The 20,136-nt window shown below is 49.8% G+C and carries 10 protein-coding genes; 3 read left to right on the forward strand and 7 right to left on the reverse strand.

What is annotated here, in order from left to right; translation table 11 throughout:
• Positions 1-68: 68 nt before the first annotated feature.
• The gene (locus H144_RS33555; protein ID WP_169409437.1) at positions 69-4,322 is read right to left on the reverse strand and encodes a T9SS type A sorting domain-containing protein; all 4,254 of its coding nucleotides are present in this window, start codon (positions 4,320-4,322) and stop codon (positions 69-71) included.
• Between the two features lie 757 nt (positions 4,323-5,079).
• Here H144_RS33555 and H144_RS32610 point away from each other — a divergent pair.
• The 3 genes from H144_RS32610 (at position 5,080) to H144_RS33565 (ending at position 8,387) form a co-directional block, all read left to right on the forward strand.
• Positions 5,080-5,709, forward strand: a complete 630-nt coding sequence (locus H144_RS32610; RefSeq protein ID WP_019945359.1) for a TetR/AcrR family transcriptional regulator — start codon at positions 5,080-5,082, stop codon at positions 5,707-5,709.
• A gap of 270 nt (positions 5,710-5,979) precedes the next feature.
• Positions 5,980-6,747 carry a phage tail-like protein gene (locus H144_RS33560; RefSeq protein WP_019945360.1) on the forward strand — a complete coding sequence of 256 codons (768 nt, stop codon included), beginning with the start codon at positions 5,980-5,982 and terminating at the stop codon, positions 6,745-6,747.
• A gap of 65 nt (positions 6,748-6,812) precedes the next feature.
• Positions 6,813-8,387, forward strand: coding sequence for a T9SS type A sorting domain-containing protein (locus tag H144_RS33565; protein WP_084600031.1), 1,575 nt, complete (start codon positions 6,813-6,815; stop codon positions 8,385-8,387).
• A gap of 193 nt (positions 8,388-8,580) precedes the next feature.
• Here H144_RS33565 and H144_RS0127600 read toward each other — a convergent pair whose 3' ends face one another.
• The 6 genes from H144_RS0127600 to H144_RS0127625 form a co-directional block, all read right to left on the reverse strand.
• Entirely contained in the window at positions 8,581-10,083 is a 1,503-nt protein-coding gene (locus tag H144_RS0127600) for a glycoside hydrolase family 32 protein (RefSeq protein ID WP_019945362.1), read from the reverse strand.
• Positions 10,084-10,123: 40 nt separating this feature from the next.
• Positions 10,124-11,842, reverse strand: coding sequence for a RagB/SusD family nutrient uptake outer membrane protein (locus H144_RS0127605; protein ID WP_019945363.1), 1,719 nt, complete (start codon positions 11,840-11,842; stop codon positions 10,124-10,126).
• Between the two features lie 11 nt (positions 11,843-11,853).
• Positions 11,854-14,931, reverse strand: coding sequence for a SusC/RagA family TonB-linked outer membrane protein (locus tag H144_RS0127610; protein ID WP_019945364.1), 3,078 nt, complete (start codon positions 14,929-14,931; stop codon positions 11,854-11,856).
• Complete coding sequence (locus tag H144_RS0127615; RefSeq protein ID WP_019945365.1) at positions 14,924-15,823, reverse strand: carbohydrate kinase family protein; 900 nt, start codon at positions 15,821-15,823, stop codon at positions 14,924-14,926. The genes H144_RS0127610 and H144_RS0127615 overlap by 8 nt, the downstream gene beginning before the upstream one ends.
• Before the next feature lie 13 nt (positions 15,824-15,836).
• The gene (locus tag H144_RS0127620; protein WP_019945366.1) at positions 15,837-17,159 is read right to left on the reverse strand and encodes a sugar porter family MFS transporter; all 1,323 of its coding nucleotides are present in this window, start codon (positions 17,157-17,159) and stop codon (positions 15,837-15,839) included.
• Between the two features lie 203 nt (positions 17,160-17,362).
• Positions 17,363-20,101 (reverse strand): substrate-binding domain-containing protein, encoded by a 2,739-nt coding sequence (locus H144_RS0127625; protein ID WP_019945367.1) that lies wholly within the window; start codon positions 20,099-20,101, stop codon positions 17,363-17,365.
• Between the last annotated feature and the right edge of the window lie 35 nt (positions 20,102-20,136).

The raw sequence follows: 20,136 nt of genomic DNA on the forward strand, positions 1-20,136 counted from the left end.
CCGATGCGCTATAACAGCGAAGAGGGTGCCTTTTTGAGGCATCCTCTTCGCTGTTCATCGGCTAGTTTTTATTTTACAACGAACGGTTTCGTTTGAACGTCCCCGCTCGCCGAGGTGATGCGCAGCACATACAAGCCTGACGCGAGTTCGTTGACATTCAGCTCTCTGGTTTTCGCCAGGCTCTGTGTCAGTACGGTGATGCCCGCCACGTTGACGATTTCGGCCTGGTAGGCCTCCGCATTCGCTACATCGATCGTCAACTTGCCCTGAACCACCGGGTTAGGGTAGAGTGCCATGGTATTTGCGGCATCCATGCGAATCGTTCTGATCAGGCTGTAAGCGAAGGTAGCATCAAGATCGACCATTTTCAGGCGATAGTAACTCACTCCATTGAGCGGGTTGGCATCCGTGAAATCGTAATCCTGCTTGCCGATCACTGTTGCTCCCTGCGAATGCGCCCTTACGAAACCGATTTTTGTCCAGTCGGACGCATTGGCGCTGCGCAGGATTTCAAATCCTTCGCTGTTTGTTTCGCTCGTGGTGACCCATTTCAGGTGGGCGGTTTTGCTTTCCGTCGCCACATCAAAGCTGATAAGTGTCACCGGCAGTGGTTTGCTCCAACTGATCAGGTAGGTCGCAGGTGTAGGATCTACGACGCCCGCCGCATCGACGTAGGCGTAATTGAAACTTGTGCTGGTGTATCCCTGCCCTGTAAGTACGACGGCGAAAAGCGAAGGATCATGGAACAATGTACCATTTGTTACATCGGACGCCGAAACTACCACCGGCGCGCCGAAACCATAGTACCATAATTGGCCGTTGGTGGGCAATGAAGTGATCACGACGCCCTTCGGATCATTCCCCGGCGTCGCGGTGCCGCCGCTATATGTGCCGTCCTCCGGATCACTGCCGTTCATCAGCGGAGCGTCGGCACCATCCAGGGCTATTTCCTGGTCGGGGATCGGATCCGGGGTCAGTATGTGCGTCACACCGTTGCTGTTTGGCTGCCGGTCAAGACCAAAGTTTGCGTTTGTCACGCTGGTAGCACCGACGCTCACTGCCAGCGTACCATTTGGCGCCAGATCATTCCCTGTTCCTGATCCAACAAATTCTCCGGTATTTACCCAGCCCGTTGGCAGGCCATTAGAACCAGCTGGCGTACTGCCCGTGGTTGCGGCAGTCGTACTGACTGTCACCAAATAGTCGATTCCAGGGCTGACGGAGAAGCTGTAATTCCCGGACGCGTCCACAGGTACCGACGCTACGAAAACGCCGGCAGCAGTAAACAAATTGGCATAAAGCGGTGCGCTTTCGGCAAGCTGAATAGGCGTACCATCGACCATGTTCACCGGGGAGCCGGAGAGGCCGTTGGCATCATTAAATATCGTTCCGGAGATTTGGACGTTGCAGGTGTTCAGGTTGACGGTAGCTATACTCACATCCTCGGCACATGAACCGGCCCCGGCAATGGTGTAGCTGAATGTGCTGGCAGTGGCACCGGCAGCCGGGGTGAATGTCCCGGCTACTGCGTCGAATGTTCCGCCTGTGCCTGTCAATCTCGCCCAGGTACCGCCGGTCTGTTCGCCGCTGATCAGGCTGAACAAATCGATTGGGGTAGCGTTATCGGTGCAGGCTGTAACCGCGCCGTCGGTACCGGCGTCCGGAATTGGCACGACGGTGAGTGTCGTTACGACAATGCTGTCACATCCGAAATGAGAAGCACCAACCAACGTATCAGAATAAACGCCGCTTGTATTATGGCAGATCTGTTGCTGCGGTTCGACGGTCCGTGCAGTCCCGGCAGGGTTGAAAATGCAGATGGACTCGCCCTGGCAAATGGTAATGCTTTGGTACTTTACAGGGACAGGTCTTACCGTGACGGTAGCGATACTGAAGCTCGCCGGGCTGCCGCCGGTTGCAGGGATATCGTACCGATAGGTGCTGGTCGTGGCCGAGCCCGTCAATTGCACTGTTCCGGCCGCAGCGTCGAAGGTGATCCCGGATCCGGATACATAAGACCATGTTCCACCCGCGTCTTCTCCCTCAATAAAGTCGGCCAGCGGCAATATGGAGGTATCGTTCGCACAGATATCAGATCCGCCACTCGTGCCGGCACTCTGGTACCTGATACCAAAATTTCTTTGGATCAGGCTCGCCGTGGTGACGGTCACCGAAAGTATGCCGTCCGGACTCAAATCGCCGCTACCGGTGTTGTTACCGCTTCCATTCTCTCCGCTGGTTGCCCAACCTGATGGCGGCGTGCGGTTAATAGGCGTGCCGCTGACGCCAGTGCCGATCGGGTATTGCACCGTAGAAAGGTGCAGCGCGGAAGTTTGTCCGGCCGGGGCGAGCAACAGGTATGAACCGTCGGCGGCCACAGTGGCGGCATCCACGATGAAATTGTTTTGAACCATATACACATACATCGGTGCCGGCAGGCTCGTGAAGGGTTCCCCAGAATCGATCCGTGTGTTGCGGTTGATGTCATTGAACACCGTTCCGGCCACGGTCCGTCCGATGAAAAATCTGTAATCTTCCACTTCTCCGCTATTGGCCGCGCCTGTTGGTAAGGCGATCTCGGATGCAACGGACGCAATCCGGAAGCGTGCGTGAATGTACCCGAAATTGGCCACAGCCGGGAAGCTCGGCCAGTTGAGCGTAACCGAGGTAGCTCCGTCGGGAACCGTTTGAGTGGCCTCTTCCCCCGCGCCGAAAGCGCCATCCTTGTTAAAGTCTATCCAGCCTTTCACCGTCGCTGTGGTGCCTGTTGCGTTGGTAACGGGCAAGGTGACGCTGTACGACGTCGAACCCGGAACCAGAACGGGGAAGTGCGTCACGGCATCTTCGTCATCCATTCCTGCAAGGTCATCGCCGGTCGCCACGGTATTTGGGGCGCCGTCCGTGTCCGAATCGATTTGCGAGCCCAGCATCAGGCTGGCTGTATGCGTGGTGGCATTATAGGCTGTGAGCGCATGCGAGGCCCCGTTGGATGCTGCGAGGGTAGCATAGGTGTCGGGCAAATCTCCGTAATCCGCGGCAGCCCAGGTAGCAGACGCTTCGCGGAACGGATAGGGGTTTGCAGCTTTGCTGAGCCCCAAAAAGCCTTGAAAGTTTCTCGGCGCAGTTTCATAATAATCGCACGGCTCATACACAACCAGGTTGTCGACATTCCAGAAGCCTGATTGCTCGTAAGCTACCCCTAAGGTGGCAGTCTGACTACTTGCGCTGGTAACCGAGACAGTTGCCGAAGCAGGCGCCGAAGCAAATGTGATGTCCTGGTTTACAGCATCGTATGTAACCCCGGTGCCGGTTACGGCATTGACTGTGACGCCTGCCGGGACTTTCAGTTTGTAAATACGTGGATGCCCACCATCGTTGGTCAGATTCACGACAAAATTCTGTGGAGTTCCTGCGGGTGCAGATGTAGCGGGGCCGGTGATGGCGAACGTGGGCTCTTCGGGTGAAGGCAGGCTGGGGACTGCCGCAATTGCGTCTTCACCCAGCGTACTACCGGAAGTAAAGCCACGTGTGATCATATCCACAGCAGCCCGAACTTCATTGGAATTTGCCATGTCGGAAATCGGCTGGGGAGCGTGTTGGAGGATATGGATCAGCCGTGCCGTTTTCAATTTGTCCTCCGTCGTGACGACGCCATCCTCATTGATATCCGGCCGGGCGGTTGGGTAGTAGACCATTTGTCCGGGATAAAAGTTGCCGCGTCGGGGAGCGCTCTGCCCGTAGTCGATGCACCACGATACTTCACTGGAAACCAAATCCCTGTTCGCATCAAAATAACCGGTGGCAATGGTGGAGGCAGATCCGGCACGAGAGTCGATCCAGGCGCGGGAGTTGGGCGTAATGAATTGTTTCCAATAGGTAATTTCCTGGGCTAATGGGGAGGTGTATACGACTTCGCCGGTCATAAAAGTAACTTCGACATCGAAGTTGCCGGTGGCAGCAGACGCCGTGTTTTCCATGGTTACCGTTATCGGCCCATTGTTTTTGTGGTTAAAACGATAATAGGTGCTGGCATTGGCTTCGGTAATGGTGGCTACGGGCGTGGTGGAAGTACCATCGCCGTCATACACCTTAATGACAGCTCCGGAGGATGCGATTTCCAGGTAGTAAAAATTAATAACCGCCCAGCCCATTGCCCCATCGGACCATTGCGGGTGGATGGTGACGGTGGTTAGTGGGGTTGCGGTCCCCTTTGCACCGCTATGGTACAGGCCCCCATGCGTCGCATTGGGACGTCCGGCGGTGACGCCTGCTGGTAGCGCAACCGGGTAGCTATCAGTAGTGTTCCCATCGTCGAGCCTCATCGATACTCTTGGCGGGTCCGGTGTTGTGGGGCACGGCTGTCCGGCGGCCAATGTACATATCGCCAATACTAAGACGGCAGCGCATAGCACGCGGCTGAGGTTTCTGACTAAGCAATTTTGTGTTGCGTAATAGTTTACCATAGCATTTTGAAATTTAAATGGATGAGGATTAAGCATTAAAATACATGTGTGATCATTGTGCAGTTATCACAGGCGAGGGCGCACGCGGTCACTGCACATTTCGCACAGAATACATCGTGAATTGATTGCGCTTCTCAGGGCGTTGTTGTGGTACGATGTATTGATTACTTTATGAATAAATATTTAGCGGTGCATCACTTATGATGATGGGTGGCTGACGCTGGAGTTGTAATCGGAATAAGTCAGAGAAGCTCCCCGGTATTCTTCGGGAAATCTTGAATGCAAGTACCGCCTTTTGGAATAAACAGACAGGTGGAAAAATCGTCTATTTGCAGGGAAAATATTGTCGTTCCCGCTTTCATCAAAGAATTTGGTTGGCGGAACGTACGGCCAATACTAAATTTGACACTATCTCGAAAACTGTGTTAAGCGAAAAGATCGGGGTTAATAATCCCGATTATTTTATTTTGACAAAACACAACTTATGAGGCAGAGAACTATACAGATCCATCCCGCCGTTCGCCGGCGCGGAGCCTTTGCGTCCTGGTGGCTATACCGTCAAAATGAATGAATTTCGGTCCGATGTGATTTGTAATGGAGAAACACCAGGTAATTGATGGAAACTTTTCATAAAAAAGACAAGGAAGAAACAAAAAAGAAGCTGATCCAGGCAGCAGGGGAAATCTTCATGAAAAAGGGTTATCAAGGGCTGAGGGCCGCCCGGATCGCCGATGTTGCCGGTGTAAGCAAGACTTTGATCTATCGTTATTTTGGAACTGTCGAGGAGCTTTTTAAAGCCTACCTGGCTCAAAAGGACTTTTGGTTAGCAATGGAAGGGCAGGTAGAAGAGCTCCTCGAAGACAGCCGGCCCGACTTCGGAAAACAGCTTGCCAAGCAAATATTGGAGGCGCAAATCATTTATTTTTTCCAAAATAAAGAAATGCAGGAAATTATGCGGTGGCAGATCAGTGAACCGAACCAAATTGCAAGAACAATGGCCGATTCCCGCGAGCTGCTGGGTGAAGAATTACTTAGTTTGAGTGATCCGTACTTTCAGAATTCAGGCGTTAATCTCCGTGCATTACTCGCTATCATCATCCCCGGCATCTATTATCTCGTACTAAACGCGAAGGTCAATGGCAGTACATTTTGCGGCATCAATATTAACAGGAAAGAAGACATGGAAGAGCTGCAAAAGATTGTGAAGCAGGCGATAGACTGGTGTTACGAGAAAGCTGAATCTTGAAACTGTAAGCTATATGTCAGCATGTGCACGTAAGCTGGAATTAAAATAATCGTGCATGTTACGGTTTGCGATAAAAAAGTAACATAGATTTCGAAAGAATTTGACAATCTGTGAAACGAACGTTTTGCGAACGTCTTGATTGCCGCCGGCTCGTCTGCTTGTGGTTTTCCGCTTTACAACAGTGTTTGATTTGTCTGTTAACCGGCTCTCAGAGATAGGTTGATCATCCATGTCGAGCGCTATGCCAATAAATAAACTTAAACAATTGATATGAAACGAAACCTACTCCTATTGACGATTGCACTTGCTTCCGGATGTGCCACCTATGCGCAGACCAAAATAAAGGATGGGACTATTGTCAGCCCAGGATTGTCCAATGCAAACGCTATTCTTGAACTCGAAAGCGCCAACAAAGGGCTCTTGCTTCCCAGGGTAGCTTTGGAACAAACATCGATCGCTTCCCCTCTCAATGCACATATTGCTGGTATGGTAGTCTATAATACCGCTACGGCCGGCGATGTGCTGCCGGGTTACTATTACAACGACGGCAGCCAGTGGGTTAAAGCGTCCGGTGGTTCGGGTGGCAGCACGGAGCCCTGGAATGTGCAGGGAGGTAGCACGCCTGCAAACGCAAATAGTGAAAATATCTATCAGACGGGGAATGTGTCGATCGGGAAAAATTCGTCGGGTGTGGGGTCCAGTACCCTTCAGGTCTACGGATCGGTGTCAACGCCGATCAGGTCTGTCACCCAAAGTGTTGTCCTGACAGAAGAAGACTACACGGTTGTGTGCCGCCAATCGTCCGCCATCACTATCAGCCTACCTGACCCCGCCACTTGCTTGGGCCGGATGTATTATATCATCAATAACGGAACGCAGCCAGTCACAACGAATTATCCGTTTGAGGTAGCGACCGGCGTCAATCAGAGTACTATTCCTGTCGCCGTCAATGGCATCAACAGTCCAAACCCCAACTTCGGTCAGAAGTATCTATTGCAAAGCGACGGGACAAAGTGGGTGTTGATTTCTCTGGGATAGAAGGGTTCCCTCGAAGGAACAAGTCTATCTAGTCAATCTCCCAGCAGATAAAAACCTGAACAAGTATGAAACCACAAAGTAACGGGGTGCGTCTTACTGCGATAATTTTCGTCACTCTCCTATTAAACTTACCTATCATTTCGTTCGCACAAACCGGGGCAGGCAGTGTGACGGTAGACAATAGCCTTCGGACGTCATCGGTTGGGGAAACAACCTACGAGTATTCCGAGACGCTCTATCTGGGCCCGAATGCAGTTTGGAATATCAGCGGAACGCATATTATCTACAGCAAATATATTTGGATAGCCCCCACCGCGCTCATCGGGAACAACGGTGCCGGTTCGATCGTTTTCGCCAATCCGGATGAGAACCCTTTTTACCCTGATATGACCGGCCCTACCACCATAGATGGGAACAATGGGAACCCGATCGGAGCGATTGTAAAGCATCGGAATCCCAATAATATCATCCTGGGCGATATTCAGGACCCGGGATACGGGACAGTAAATCCTCCGGGTCCGCTGGCTGCGGGTGTACATTTTCAAAATGATTTCATTTTCGAGGTAGATGGAGGGGATATCTTGCTGAATGGTCACGATTTAACGACCAGTGGGCTGGGGCAATTACTGGGTTTTGGTCCGAACAGGATGGTAAGTACGGGAAACAGTACCGCAGGGCACCTGATCAGGCTGAATTCAGCAACTACTTCCACCACCTACTTCCCCGTGGGCATAGCCGAGGGGGATTACACGCCCGCATATGTGAAAGGGGCTAATGACTACCATGTTAGTGTGACCGACTATCTGAGCTCAGGATTACCCATCAGCGTGCCGCAGGAGGGGATGGACCGTGCCTGGCATATTTACGGTGGAGATGCTTCGGGCATAGGGCTGCAGCACAATTCCCCGGCAACGGATGGCAGTATGTATGTTGACGCATCGGCGTTTATAACGCGCTATCAAGGTGGCTCGACATGGACTACGGGGTCCTCCGAGCAAATCGCCGCCGGTCTTCACTACAACGAGGGCACAACAGCCAGCGCGATTCCATCAGCGGCAACAGCGGATGGCGCCTGGCTGACCAAGACCAGCGAAGCCGAGACACCCATGCCGGTCACCCTGGCTGGATTTCAAGCCGGTCGGGAAGGTAGCGCAGTACTACTGAATTGGGTCACTGCCAGTGAGAGACACAACCAGCAGTTTGAAATTGAACGTAGCGGCAACGGAAAATCATGGAGCCGGTTGGGATTGGTATTGGCTGCCTCGCCGAATGGTAATAGCGACACCAGGTTGACATACCACTTCCTGGACGCTCAACCGCTGAACGGGTTAAATTATTACCGCCTCAAACAGATTGACCTGGACGGTACTTACGCGTATAGCCAGATCCGGGCGGTTCAAATGGACGGGGCAGTGGCATTGAAAGTTTATCCCAATCCTGCTGCATCGGAAATCAGGCTGATGGGCCTGAAGGGCAATGCCAGCGTTTGTGTTTTCGATAGCCGTGGGCGCCAGGTATTAAGATTGGGCAATGTCCGGGAAGGTGAGTCGGTAAACGTCGGCCAGCTCGTTGCGGGCGGGTATCACATTCTGGTGACTGAGCAAAGCGGGGCTGCATCCTATCTGCGGTTTGTCAAGTGATCTACGGATAGGTTGATCCCCTTGTTATGTTCATGGGCTTCTGCCGGTCAAAAACATATTTTTTATAACGTTGAGTATCAGTCAATCTGGCAGCATTGCCGCCAGATTGATTTTAGTTACCTGGCCTGTTCATTGACAGGCACTATTCCATGGAATCGCCATTGATTCGCCTGTATTTCGTCAGATGATGTGATTATTTTGCCGAAGGTTTCAAAACCGTATATTTCAAATTATCAAGGGTAATCCCGGAAACGGATTTGATAGAAAGCCTGGACATAGGACTTTCCGGGAAGAAAATATCTGTCATAACCGTTAACCCATTGTCTGCAAAAAGCTCCACCGATGCAACATCGGCAATCAGTGTAAGTGGCATTTCGCTTCCCGTTGCAAACCTGGGTGCTATGTGTTTTTCTCCGAAACCTTTTTCAAAGTCTATTTTACCTGATTTGGAACGATCAATGTAATACTGATTTTTGGCTTTATCGTATCCAATGATCAGTTCATTACCGGCCTCATTGGCCAGTACAACAGAGAAGTCTGCGCTGTTTTTGGTCGTTAAATCGAGGCGGAACAGGCCCGTTTTGTTTTTTGCCTTATCCGTCAGATCGAGCTGGTCTTTCACCTTCACGTTCTTCATTGAAAAAGTGGTTGTGTTCAAAACATCCAGTTCTTTCACGGGAACCGAAGTCAGGTAAGTTTCTTTACCCACCGTTTTTAAACCCAGTTCACGGGCGATCGTATTGGCACTTCTCCACGGATCTGTCGGAACCTGATTGGCATATTGCCAATTGCTCATCCAGCCCATCAACATGTTGCGGTCGCCTGTATTGGAGAAGGTTACTGCGGCATAATTATCCGTTCCAAAATCCAGCCATTTTGTTTCTTTGGAATTGGAAGTGAATGTTTTACCATTAAAATCACCCAGGAAATACTGTCCCGCAGATCCCTTGTTCGGCCCACCCGGATTAATGTTCACGATCAAAACCCACATTTGTTTTCCTTCATGCATGACCGGAAAGAGATCAGGACATTCCCATACGCCGCCATGCCCGCCTTCGTTGGCGCCGAAATCACTTTCGCGCGTCCATGATTTCAGGTCAGGAGAAGAGTAAAATGTGACGCGGTCTTTGGTTGCCAACGTCATCACCCACTTTTTCTGCGGCTCAAACCACCTTACTTTCGGGTCGCGAAAATCGGTTATCCCCGGATTTTGAAGCACAGGATTTCCCTTGTATTTCGTCCATGTTTTTCCGTCGTCCAGGCTGTATGCAATGCTTTGCGTTTCGTGCTTGCCGGTTTTCTGTTTTTCCTGAACGGGGTCATGATGGGTGAAAATAGCGACCAATGCGTCTTTCCCGAATCCTGCCGTATTGTTCTTGTCCACGACAGCGCTTCCCGAGAAGATATAACCCAGGCTATCCGGATACAAAGCGATCGGCTGCTCTTTCCAGGCGATCATGTCCTTGCTTGTAGCATGTCCCCAGTGCATAGGCCCCCAGACTTTGTCATCCGGGTAGTATTGGTAGAAAAGATGATAGATCCCGTTATGATACACCATGCCATTCGGATCGTTCATCCAGTTGGCTTTGGGCGTAAAGTGAAACTGCGGACGGTATTTTTCTTCGAACTCCTGCGCAATAGCCTTCGAGCCGGTGATGGCACAAACAAGGAGTAATGCAATGGTTATTTTTTTCATAGTTATTTGGTTGTGTTTGAGTCAGACCGGTTGCTGACATTTACCATCCCGCATTTTGCTTATACAGGCCACTGCTGAAATTGATCTGATTCAAGGGTATAGGAAGATATTCATCCCGACCGGCAGTAAATTTCGCATCTCCCAAATGGGTTGCCCTGGTTTTCTCAATCTGGAAATAGGCATTAATCGTCTCAGCGGCAACGCCCCAGCGAACCAGGTCGAAGAAGTGATAGCCTTCACCGGCAAATTCCAGTCGCCTTTCCCAGCGCAGGGCCATTCTTGCATAGTTCTGTGTCCAATCCGCACTTTGTACGTAGGGCTGGATTTTGAAATTCGCAGTCGGCTTGCCGTCTGCTTGTACCAGCAAAGCGGTACTCGACGCGGCGCGGGCGCGGATCCTGTTGATCAAAGGAAGTGCTTCGTTGTGTCTACCCAGTTCAATCAATGCTTCGGCTTTCCAAAGCAGTACATCGGAGAACCGGATAATCTGCCAGTTTTTCGCACTGGACATAAATGGCGGCACTTTTTGGAACGATGGGTCCGTTGGCAGAACCACTTCTTTAATGCTGGCAAAAGCGCCATAAACCGCCGGAGCACGAGCCCAGGATTTCTGGAATACATAGCTTTTCCCGTATTTGAAAGGAGCATTTGGCCTTGCCACGGTGTGATCCAGCCGTGGATCGAATGAGCTGGTCTGGAAGTCGAGGGATGCTGCTACGTCATGGGTGGAGTAGGTTTGAAATAAGGGCAATCCGTCAGCACTTGTTTTGAATGCATTGATCAGGTCGTGGCTGGGAACGTGGAAACCGCAGCAGCCGTATTCCTGGTTCATCGTGTAGTTTAATGCATGTCCGTAATCCAGCCTGCCGAGCGGGGTGCCGTCGTTTTTTGAGTACTGGATTGCAAATACGGATTCCGGACCGTTTTCGGTTGCTGTTAAAAAATTGTCTGCAAAATCGGCACTCAGATTATACTTCCCGGAGTTGATCACCTCATCACAAAGTGCGTTTACTTCTGTCAGCAAGGTTTTGTTGATCGTTACTACCGCATTGGTTTCGTTTTGTTCATAAGCCTTGTACAAAAGTGTTTTTGCCAGATAGGCTTTCGCTGAAATCTTGTTGGCGCGGCCTTTGTCGCTCTGGTTGTCGGGTAGCCGCTCAACCGCACTTCGAAAGTCCGCCTCTATTTTCGACCAGAGTTCATCATTGGAAAGCTTATCATTTGAAATGGTCGGATAGTCCGTTTTGGCAATGGTTTCGTCGATATACGGGACGTATTTGAACAGGATTTTCAGCAGGAAATAGAAATGCCCTCTCAGGAAATTCAGTTCACCCATGCGCGCGGCTTTTTCCGGATACTCGGCGTCGGACATTGCGCTTACCCTACGCATTGCATCATTGGTCCGGCTGATGCCCACATACAATCTGAACCAAACCTGGTCGATCAACGCGTTATCCACCCTGTTGAGAGAAAATGTCTCGAACAAATGGAATTCGGACAAATCACCCGGACCGTCGCCTCCTTTGTACATATCCCCTCCACGAATGCTCCCATACGCCCACATACTGGAAAAAGGGGAGGTGTAATGATCGTTTCCAAGTGCGGAGTAGGCGGCTACGACCATCTTGTCCACATTTTCGGGCGTGTTCAGATCGTCACCCGAAATAACACCTTGTGCCGGCTCTACCAGCGCATTATCGCAGCCCGTAAAAAACACCATGAGCAATGTCAGGGCATATAGTAGTTTTTTTGTGATCATGATTTCAGAAATTAGAAAGTGACATTCAGTCCGATTGTTCCAATGACGGGTATGGGGAAAGCGAAGTTGGGGATCTCGGGGTCGGGACCTGTGAAAGCTTTGCTTTTGATGGTAAATAAATTACTCCCCTGCAGGTACAATCGTGCGCTCTGAATTTTCAGGGCATTCAGACTTTTAAAATTGTACCCGATCTGCGCATTCCGCAATTTTAGGTAAGAACCGTTTTCAATGAAGTAAGTCGAAAAGCGGCCTTCGTTATTCCTGTCCACCAATGTCAATGCAGGGATGTCCGAGCTTGTGTTTTGCGGCGTCCATGCGTCCAGGGTCCTTTCACCCCAGTTGGTGCCTGTCCAGAGCGATGAAAAATCGGTGTAGGTTTTGAATTCGTTTTGAACCTTCACGCTGATCCCCTGGAAGAAAAAGCTCAGATCGAAATTTTTCCAGCTAACAGACGTGTTGAAGCCATACATATATTTAGGCGTGCTGTTTCCGATAAAATCCCGGTCCTGCGCATCAATGGTGCCGTCGTTGTTCAAATCGGCATATCTGATTCGCCCGACGCCCTTTCCTGGTTGTGTTGCAGCATTGTCCACTTCGCCCTGATTCTGGAATATTCCGTCGGCGACATAGCCAAAGAATGAATTAGCCGGGCGGCCGAGTATGGTCTTATCCGTTCCGTTTCCCGGATAGGACGCGATCACCTCTTTGGGCAGATAAGTGATTTTGTTGCGATACAGGGAGAAGTTTCCTGTGAGGTTGATTCTCAGATCATTGCCGATTTTTGTGTCATAGGAAAGCAATGCTTCAAAACCGCTGTTTTTCATCGAAGCGCCGTTGGTAAACCGGTTTCCACCGTCGCCAATCACGGCCAGATAGGCCGGGCTGATCAGAATGTCGGAGGTCTTTCTTTGAAAATAGTCGACAGAACCAGTCAAAGTGTTGTTTAAGAAACCGAAATCCACGCCAAAATTCGATTCTGCCAGGGATTCCCATCTCAGGGCATCATTGCCTTGCTGGATTAATGTAAATCCTGACGGAAGCTGGCCCGTGCCGTTTCCTCCAATGTCGTAAGCGCTGCCATTGTCAAAATCCCATGTCGGATCGCTGCCGTAAATAGCTGAGTATAAGGATTGCGTAGCATTGTTCGGAATTTCCTGGTTACCCGAGCGGCCCCAGCCGTATCTCAGTTTTAAGTCGGAAATGAAAGGAATATCTTTTATGAATGCCTCTTCGCTCAAACGGTAACCCAATGAAAATGCCGGGAATGTTCCGAAGCGGTTGTCCTTTCCAAAGCGCGACGAACCATCGCGGCGTACAGTTGCCGATGCCAGGAATTTGTCCGCATAAGTGTAATTAACCTTCGCGAAATAGGAGAAAAGCGAATTGGCACTGCCGCTGCCGCCATTATTAATATTGTTGCTTCCGGCATTCAGATAGGCATAATTGATGTTCTCCAATGCCAGGCCTCTTCTGCTTGCCGAAAATTCCTGGGCGATATACCGGATGCTTTCCTGGCCCACAACGATCCCGATCTGGTGCTTGCCTGTTTGAATGTCATAGTTCAGTGTGTTTTGCCAGATCGAATTCCCCGAATAGTCCTGGACGTTCGTTACCTGATTGGTTGGATCAGACAGAAAACCCGAGGTGTACGATTTCCGGAGCAGCCTTTTGTAACCACCGCTGTAATCAACTCCGTAGCTGGTTTTAAGATGCAGTTTCGGGATAATTTCCAGGTCGGCGAATACATTTCCAAAGAGTCGGTAAAAGTTGCCTTTGTTCTGCCTGTTATCCTCGATAAGCCTGACGGGATTTTGGCGGTCGGTCATCCCGGAAGCAGGGCCGCCCCAGCCGCCATCCACGGTATAGACCGGCACAACGGGCTGTGAAACCAGCGATGCAAACAAGATATCGGCAGTCGGGGACTGCACGTCCTGGATGTAGGTAGCAGACAGGTTTTCCCCAATTTTTAGTTTTGATTTAAAAAGTGAAAAATCCGTATTCAGCCTTGCCGTGTATTTTTTATTGCGCGTCGATTTAACAATGCCCTTGTTGTCGTAATAACCCAGCGAAAACATGGTATTCCCTTTTTCAGAACCGTTGGAAAGGGACATATCGTACGACTGGATAATTGACTTTTGAGATATTTCATCATACCAATAAGTGTTCGCCGGCTTCATCGTTTTGGCCGCATCGATGAATTCCGGGTACTTAACCTGACTCAATGCGGGGTTGTTGAAGTCGTTGTTCCAGTCGTACTGATAAATCTGGTTCGCATTCGGATCCGCTTTGTCATTGACTGCCGCCTGCCAGTAAGCCCGGCCCCGGCCGTCTGCATTCAAGGTTTTCAGCTTCGAAGCGTAATCCTGGATCGAAGTGGAAATGTTCACATTCAACCGCGATTGACCGTTTTTTGCTTTTTTGGTCGTAACGATCACAACGCCATTTGCTGCTCTTGAACCATAAATCGTCGCCGAAGAAGCATCTTTCAAAACCTGAATGGATTCGACGTCGGCCGGATTGATTTCATTCAAGCCTCTTTTGGTCGGAATGCCGTCTATAATGTAAAGCGGATCATTGTTGCCCAATGTACTGCCTCCCCTGATCCGTACCGTAGCGCCGCCACCGGGCGCTCCATCGGTGGTGATCAACACACCCGGGACTCTTCCCTGCAATGCTTTCGCCGGATTGCCCACCTGGCTGTCTTTGATGTCTTTAATGTTCACCACACTCACCGCGCCTGTGATATCTTTCTTCCGCTCAGTCTGATAGCCGGTAACGACCACTTCATTCAGGCTTTTTGAATCATATTGAAGTGTAACGTCCATGACAGAATTGGTGCCTGGAACCACTTCACTCGGGACCATGCCCACGTAAGAAAATACAAGTGTGGCGCCGCTGTTAATGCTGATGCTGTACTTTCCGTCGGCGTCGGACAATGTGCCATTGGTTGTACCTTTTTCCAGGATACTTACACCGGGGAGCGTTATGCCGGCGCCGTCTTTCACGGTTCCGGTAATGTTGGACTGCGCAGCCGCAAGTTGCACCCAGCAGAGTATGGCAAAAGCCAGAAGCGGTAGTCGTTTAAGCATGATTCAGTTGATTATTGGTTAGAAAATCTGCAATTTCTTTTTCGGCAATCACAGGTGTAGCACCAGAATAGGAGGCAACCAACGCACCAACGGCGCAGGCTTTTTTGAGGGCTGACGGAATGGATGAGCCGGATGTGTATTCTTTCAGGAACATCGCCAGAAAGGAATCGCCGCTGCCAATCGTATCCTGCACTTCCACTGCATATCCGCCTTGCGAATGAAATCCGTCGCTGGAAAGAACTACCGCACCATCAGCACCCAGCGTCACACAAACGAGTTTCAGGTTGAACCGTTCGTAGAGGAATTTCATCTGCGTTTCCACTTCGGGCTGTATACCAAACCAGGTGCAAACCGCGTTCAGCTCGTGCTCGTTGACTTTTACGATGTCGGCTTGTTCCAGCAGATATTCGGTAGTGGCCCTGTCCAGATGCGGGGGACGAATGTTGACGTCAAACACTTTCAGTTTTGCATCTTTCAGCAATTCAAAAAGCGTTTCGCGCGATTGCTGGCTGCGGACGGAAAGTGTGCCGTAGACGAATACATCCGAGTCCTTCACCAATTGCTTGTTTTCGGGCGTCGGCATAATGTAGTCCCAGGCAACAGGCTGCACTATTTTGTAAGTAACTTCTGTTTTATCGGTCAGGTTTACCTTTACAATACCGGTAAGGTGTGTCATGCCGGTTTGGATATAATCTGTATTAAAATCCTGATTGTTAAGATAATCCATGAGCTCCACGCCCAGGTCGTCGTCACCGACGCGGCTGATGAAAGCCGGATTCATGCCGAAGTTTTTCAGGTGAATGGCTACGTTCATGGGTGCTCCGCCGGGTTGTTTGCCAGAAGGCAGCATGTCCCAAAGCATTTCTCCGAAAACGGTTATTTTAGGTGTCATATATGTTGAGAAATTAGTGTAGAACCATTGTCTTTTCAGTCCTTTCGAGTGAAGTCCCTTTTGTTTCGGGCATAATGCGCCACACGAAAATGAGCTGCAAAATCATCATCACTGTGAAGAAGGAGAATGTGACGCCCCCGCCCAGATATTCGGAAATGATGGGGAAGGAAAAGGCGATCACGGCGGCCATGAACCAGTGGGTAAAACTGCCCAGGGCCTGGCCGTTTGCACGCACTTCATTGGGGAAAATTTCAGATATAAAAACCCAGATGACCGCACCTTGTGAGAAGGCGAAAAAGGCAATGTAAACGAACAGGAAAACAGGGACGCCCGTAAAATCCTGTATAAAAAATGCCCTTGCAACCAATCCAAGCGTGATAATAACGCCTACCGAGCCGATCGCCATTAAGGTGCGTCTGCCGAAACGATCTATAAAGTTGATGGCTAAAAGCGTGAAAGCGAAGTTGACGAAACCGATTCCCGCAGAAGATAAAAATGCCGCTTTGGCTCCTAATCCCGTCATTTCAAATATGCGTGGGCTGTAATAAATGATCGCATTAATACCGGAAACCTGATTGAATACAGCGAACAAAATGGCAAGCATGACCGGCGTTTTGTATTTGGCAGAAAACAACCGGGCAGTAGGCTTGTCTTTCGCTTCGTCATTCGCATTCATGATGGCAAATAATGTTTCTTCGCTGGTATCGCGGTCGATGATGTTTAGAATCTCCTTTGCCTGCTGCACATCCGCCTTTTTCATGATGAGCCACCGCGGACTTTCAGGGACATAAAGAATGGCCAGCAAGAAAATCAGTGAAGGCAATGCCTGCACGCCCAGCATCCATCGCCACGCATTGTCGCCCAGGTCCTGCATGAAGTAGTTGGAGAAGTAGGCAATGAGAATGCCGAAAACGACATTGAACTGGAACAGCCCAACCATTTTCCCGCGTGACCTGGCAGGGGAGATTTCGGAAATGTACATGGGGGCTGCAACCGAAGAAGCGCCAACGCCCAATCCGCCCAGGAAACGGAAGAATATGAAAACGTACCAGTCTGTGGCGAGCGCGGAGCCGAGGGAGGATACCAGGTATAAAACAGCGATCCAGAACAAGGTCGTTTTTCTTCCCAGTCTGTCGGCCGGAATGCCGCCTAACATGGCGCCGAGCACGGTTCCTATGAGTGCGATGGAAACGGTGAATCCGTGCTCAACTGCGGAGAGATCCCATAAATGCTGAATGGCTTTTTCTGCCCCCGAGATCACAGCCGTATCGAATCCAAACAGGAATCCGCCAAGCGCAACGACAATCGACCAAACTAATACCTTGCTGTTTTTCATTGGTAGTTCTGATTTTTTGTCAAAACTACCGCCACTTGCTGCCCGGAATAACTAAATAATATCTCAATAAAGTTAAACTTTGATACAGTGGTATTTCGGGGGAATAAAATTGTGATAATCAGCGAATTATCATGTAGTTTCAAAATTGATACATGGGCAGTGTTTCAATTTTGATACATCATATTTAAAAATCGTATCATTATTTACGATTTCTTATATTCCATAGGGGTTTGATTATATTTTCCCTTAAAGGCAGTGGAGAAATAAGTAGGAGAGGAGAAGCCGACTTTATAGGCAACGTCGGCAATCGTCAGATCGTCGCGGCGCAGCAGGAACCTGGCTTTGTTGAGCCTTACTTGCTGCATGTATTCATTCACGCTCATGCCCAGCAGCGCCTTCACTTTTCTGTAAAGCTGCACCCGCGACATACCGAGGTCTCTGCCAATGTCTTCCACACTCAATTCCGAATTGTCGTAACGCTCCTCAATATATGCCGTGAATTGGGTGATAAATTTCTTATCCAGTTTGTTCGGATTCGTTCCGGACGATGTCTCGATGGGCAACTCGCTGGTGTAATGTTCCCGAAGTACCGAGCGGTTTTTCAGCAAAGTCTTAATGCTTTCCTGAACGTATTGCAGATTGAAGGGTTTGGTAATGTAAGCATCCACGCCCGTCTGAATACCCTCGATCTGCTGTTCGATGGTCGTTCTGGCGGTAAGCAAAATAACCGGAATGTGCGACGTCCTGAAATCTGCTTTCAGTATAGCGCTCACGCCCAGTCCATCCTTTTTCGGCAACGTCACGTCGCACACGATCAGATCGGGAATGTGCTCAAATGCCAACCTCAAACCTTCTTCGCCGTCATTGGCAACCAATATCTGGTAATTAACACTGAGTTTTTGCTCCAAGAGTCTGACCAGGTCATTGTTATCTTCAATGAGCAGCACGGATTGATCATGTGTCGGGAGCTCCTTCGCCGCGACAATGCCGGAAGCCGGATCATCTTCCTGAATTTCGAAGTTTTGAACCATGGAAAAATCTTCCGCATGCCCGGTTTGCAGTTCTTCTTCCTGAAAATGTTTGTTGCCCAGCGGCAGTTCAATGGTAAATGCCGTTTCTTTGTTTGGCTGGCTGCGAACAGAAATGGTCCCCTTGTGAAGTGAAATCAACTCCTTGGAAAGCGCCAGGCCGAGTCCGGTTCCCAATGCCTTATAACCGCTTTCGGCTTGATAAAACACTTCGAAAACGTGCGCGACTTCCGATTCGGTCATGCCTATGCCATTATCTTCCACCGTAATCTGCGCCTGATCAGGCGAAATGGTCTTGATGTACAAATAAACCCTTCCCTTATCCGGGGTGAACTTAAATGCATTGGAAAGCAGATTGAAAATCACCTTGTCGAGCATCGTGGCGTCGAACCACACCATCACTTCGGGATCTGAGGCGATCAATTGAAAATCAATCTTCCGTTTGGAAGCAATCCTTTCAAAAGCCACCATAATGTTTTTTACAAAAGCCACCAGATTGTGCTCGCCGGCACGCACCTGCATGCGATGACTTCCCAGTTTCCTGAAATCCATCAACTGGCTTACCAGCCGCAGCAACCTTAATGTGTTTTTCCTGATCAGTGAAAGTTCTTGTTTAATCAATGGATCGCGGATTTTCTCACTGGCCAAAACGTCCTCGATGGGCGCCAATATGAGCGTCAGGGGAGTACGGAACTCGTGCGAAATGTTCGTAAAAAATTTAAGTTTGGCTTCATGCTCAATCTCGGCGCTTTGCGCAAGCTGTTCTATCTGATTTTTCTGATCTGATATTTCATGGTTCTGCACTTCCAGCCGCCTGTTGATTTTCCGGTTTTCGCGTAACGAATAGAAGGAAATAGCGCCGAAAATGAGTGCCAGGGCAAGGGTGATCGAAACGGTGTAGATCACAATGCTCTGGTTTTCAGAGATCGCGCGCTGCTCCTCAATTTTTTCCTGGCGACGTTCGATGTCCTGCTGCTGGGCCACCAGTTTCTCACTCTGCAATTTCATGATCCTGACGTTGGTCGAATCGATCATGGTGATTTGCAGCCGGTTCTCTCTTTTGAAAGGTTGTTTGCGCAGGATTGAAATAGCGGTCCGTATGGCCTCTTCGCCGCCCGTAGGGTATAAAATGGTGGCATTCAGGACGTGCTTGTCAACCAGTTCAATTCCGCCATTTGGCCCTGTAAGTCCGTCGACACCAATCAAACGGATCTTTTTTTCAAGACCTAAACTCTTGCAAACCTTAAAAGCAGTGAGCGCACGGCGATCATTCTGACAAAAAATGACGTCGATGTCCGTATGCGTTTTCAGCAGGTTGGTCAGTGGCGCTTCGAAAGAATATTTATCCCAGTCACCATCCAGTTTTGCCGTCAACCTGATGCCCGGAAAACGGCTGATCGTTTCCATAAAGCCTTTATGGCGATCAATGTCGGCGGACGAGCCCGGCTTTTCACTGATCTCGATCACCTTTCCGGTTCCTTTCAAAAGCGTATTGGTATAAGCCCCGGCAATTTGCCCGACTTCCACATTGTCGGCACCGACATAGGCCGTATACTGATCAGAATTCGTACGACGATCCAGGATGATAACCGGAATTCCGCTTTGATAGGCTTTCTCTACAACGGGCGTAATGGGCTCAGCTTCATTGGGAGAGACGATCAGCAGGTCAATCTTTTGTTTGAGCAGCTCCTCAATCTGCGTGATTTGTTTTGGACTCTGTCCGCCTGCATCCTTCATCACGAAGTTGATCTCCGGGTTGAAAGACAGCTCCCGGTACATGCTCTCCTGCATGGTTTTGCGCCAGTTATCACTGCCCGTGCACTGCGAAAAACCAATGGTGTACTGCTTCGATTCCTTTTTGGAGCAGGCAGTGACGATCAAACAAAAAAGCGCAATCAGTTTAAAATATTTCAATGTTTTCTTGTATTTAATCAGCTTTTGACCCTCCC

Source organism: Dyadobacter beijingensis DSM 21582 (assembly GCF_000382205.1).
Lineage (GTDB): Bacteria > Bacteroidota > Bacteroidia > Cytophagales > Spirosomataceae > Dyadobacter > Dyadobacter beijingensis.

What these genes read in the sequence shown, in the direction of transcription:
- H144_RS32610 (WP_019945359.1), top strand. Translation starts at nt 5,080, where the DNA reads ATGGAAACTTTTCATAAAAAAGACAAGGAAGAAACAAAAAAGAAGCTG.
- H144_RS33555 (WP_169409437.1), bottom strand. Translation starts at nt 4,322, where the DNA reads ATGAGGCTCGACGATGGGAACACTACTGATAGCTACCCGGTTGCGCTA.
- H144_RS0127600 (WP_019945362.1), bottom strand. Translation starts at nt 10,083, where the DNA reads ATGAAAAAAATAACCATTGCATTACTCCTTGTTTGTGCCATCACCGGC.
- H144_RS0127610 (WP_019945364.1), bottom strand. Translation starts at nt 14,931, where the DNA reads ATGCTTAAACGACTACCGCTTCTGGCTTTTGCCATACTCTGCTGGGTG.
- H144_RS0127605 (WP_019945363.1), bottom strand. Translation starts at nt 11,842, where the DNA reads ATGATCACAAAAAAACTACTATATGCCCTGACATTGCTCATGGTGTTT.
- H144_RS0127620 (WP_019945366.1), bottom strand. Translation starts at nt 17,159, where the DNA reads ATGAAAAACAGCAAGGTATTAGTTTGGTCGATTGTCGTTGCGCTTGGC.
- H144_RS33560 (WP_019945360.1), top strand. Translation starts at nt 5,980, where the DNA reads ATGAAACGAAACCTACTCCTATTGACGATTGCACTTGCTTCCGGATGT.
- H144_RS0127615 (WP_019945365.1), bottom strand. Translation starts at nt 15,823, where the DNA reads ATGACACCTAAAATAACCGTTTTCGGAGAAATGCTTTGGGACATGCTG.
- H144_RS33565 (WP_084600031.1), top strand. Translation starts at nt 6,813, where the DNA reads ATGAAACCACAAAGTAACGGGGTGCGTCTTACTGCGATAATTTTCGTC.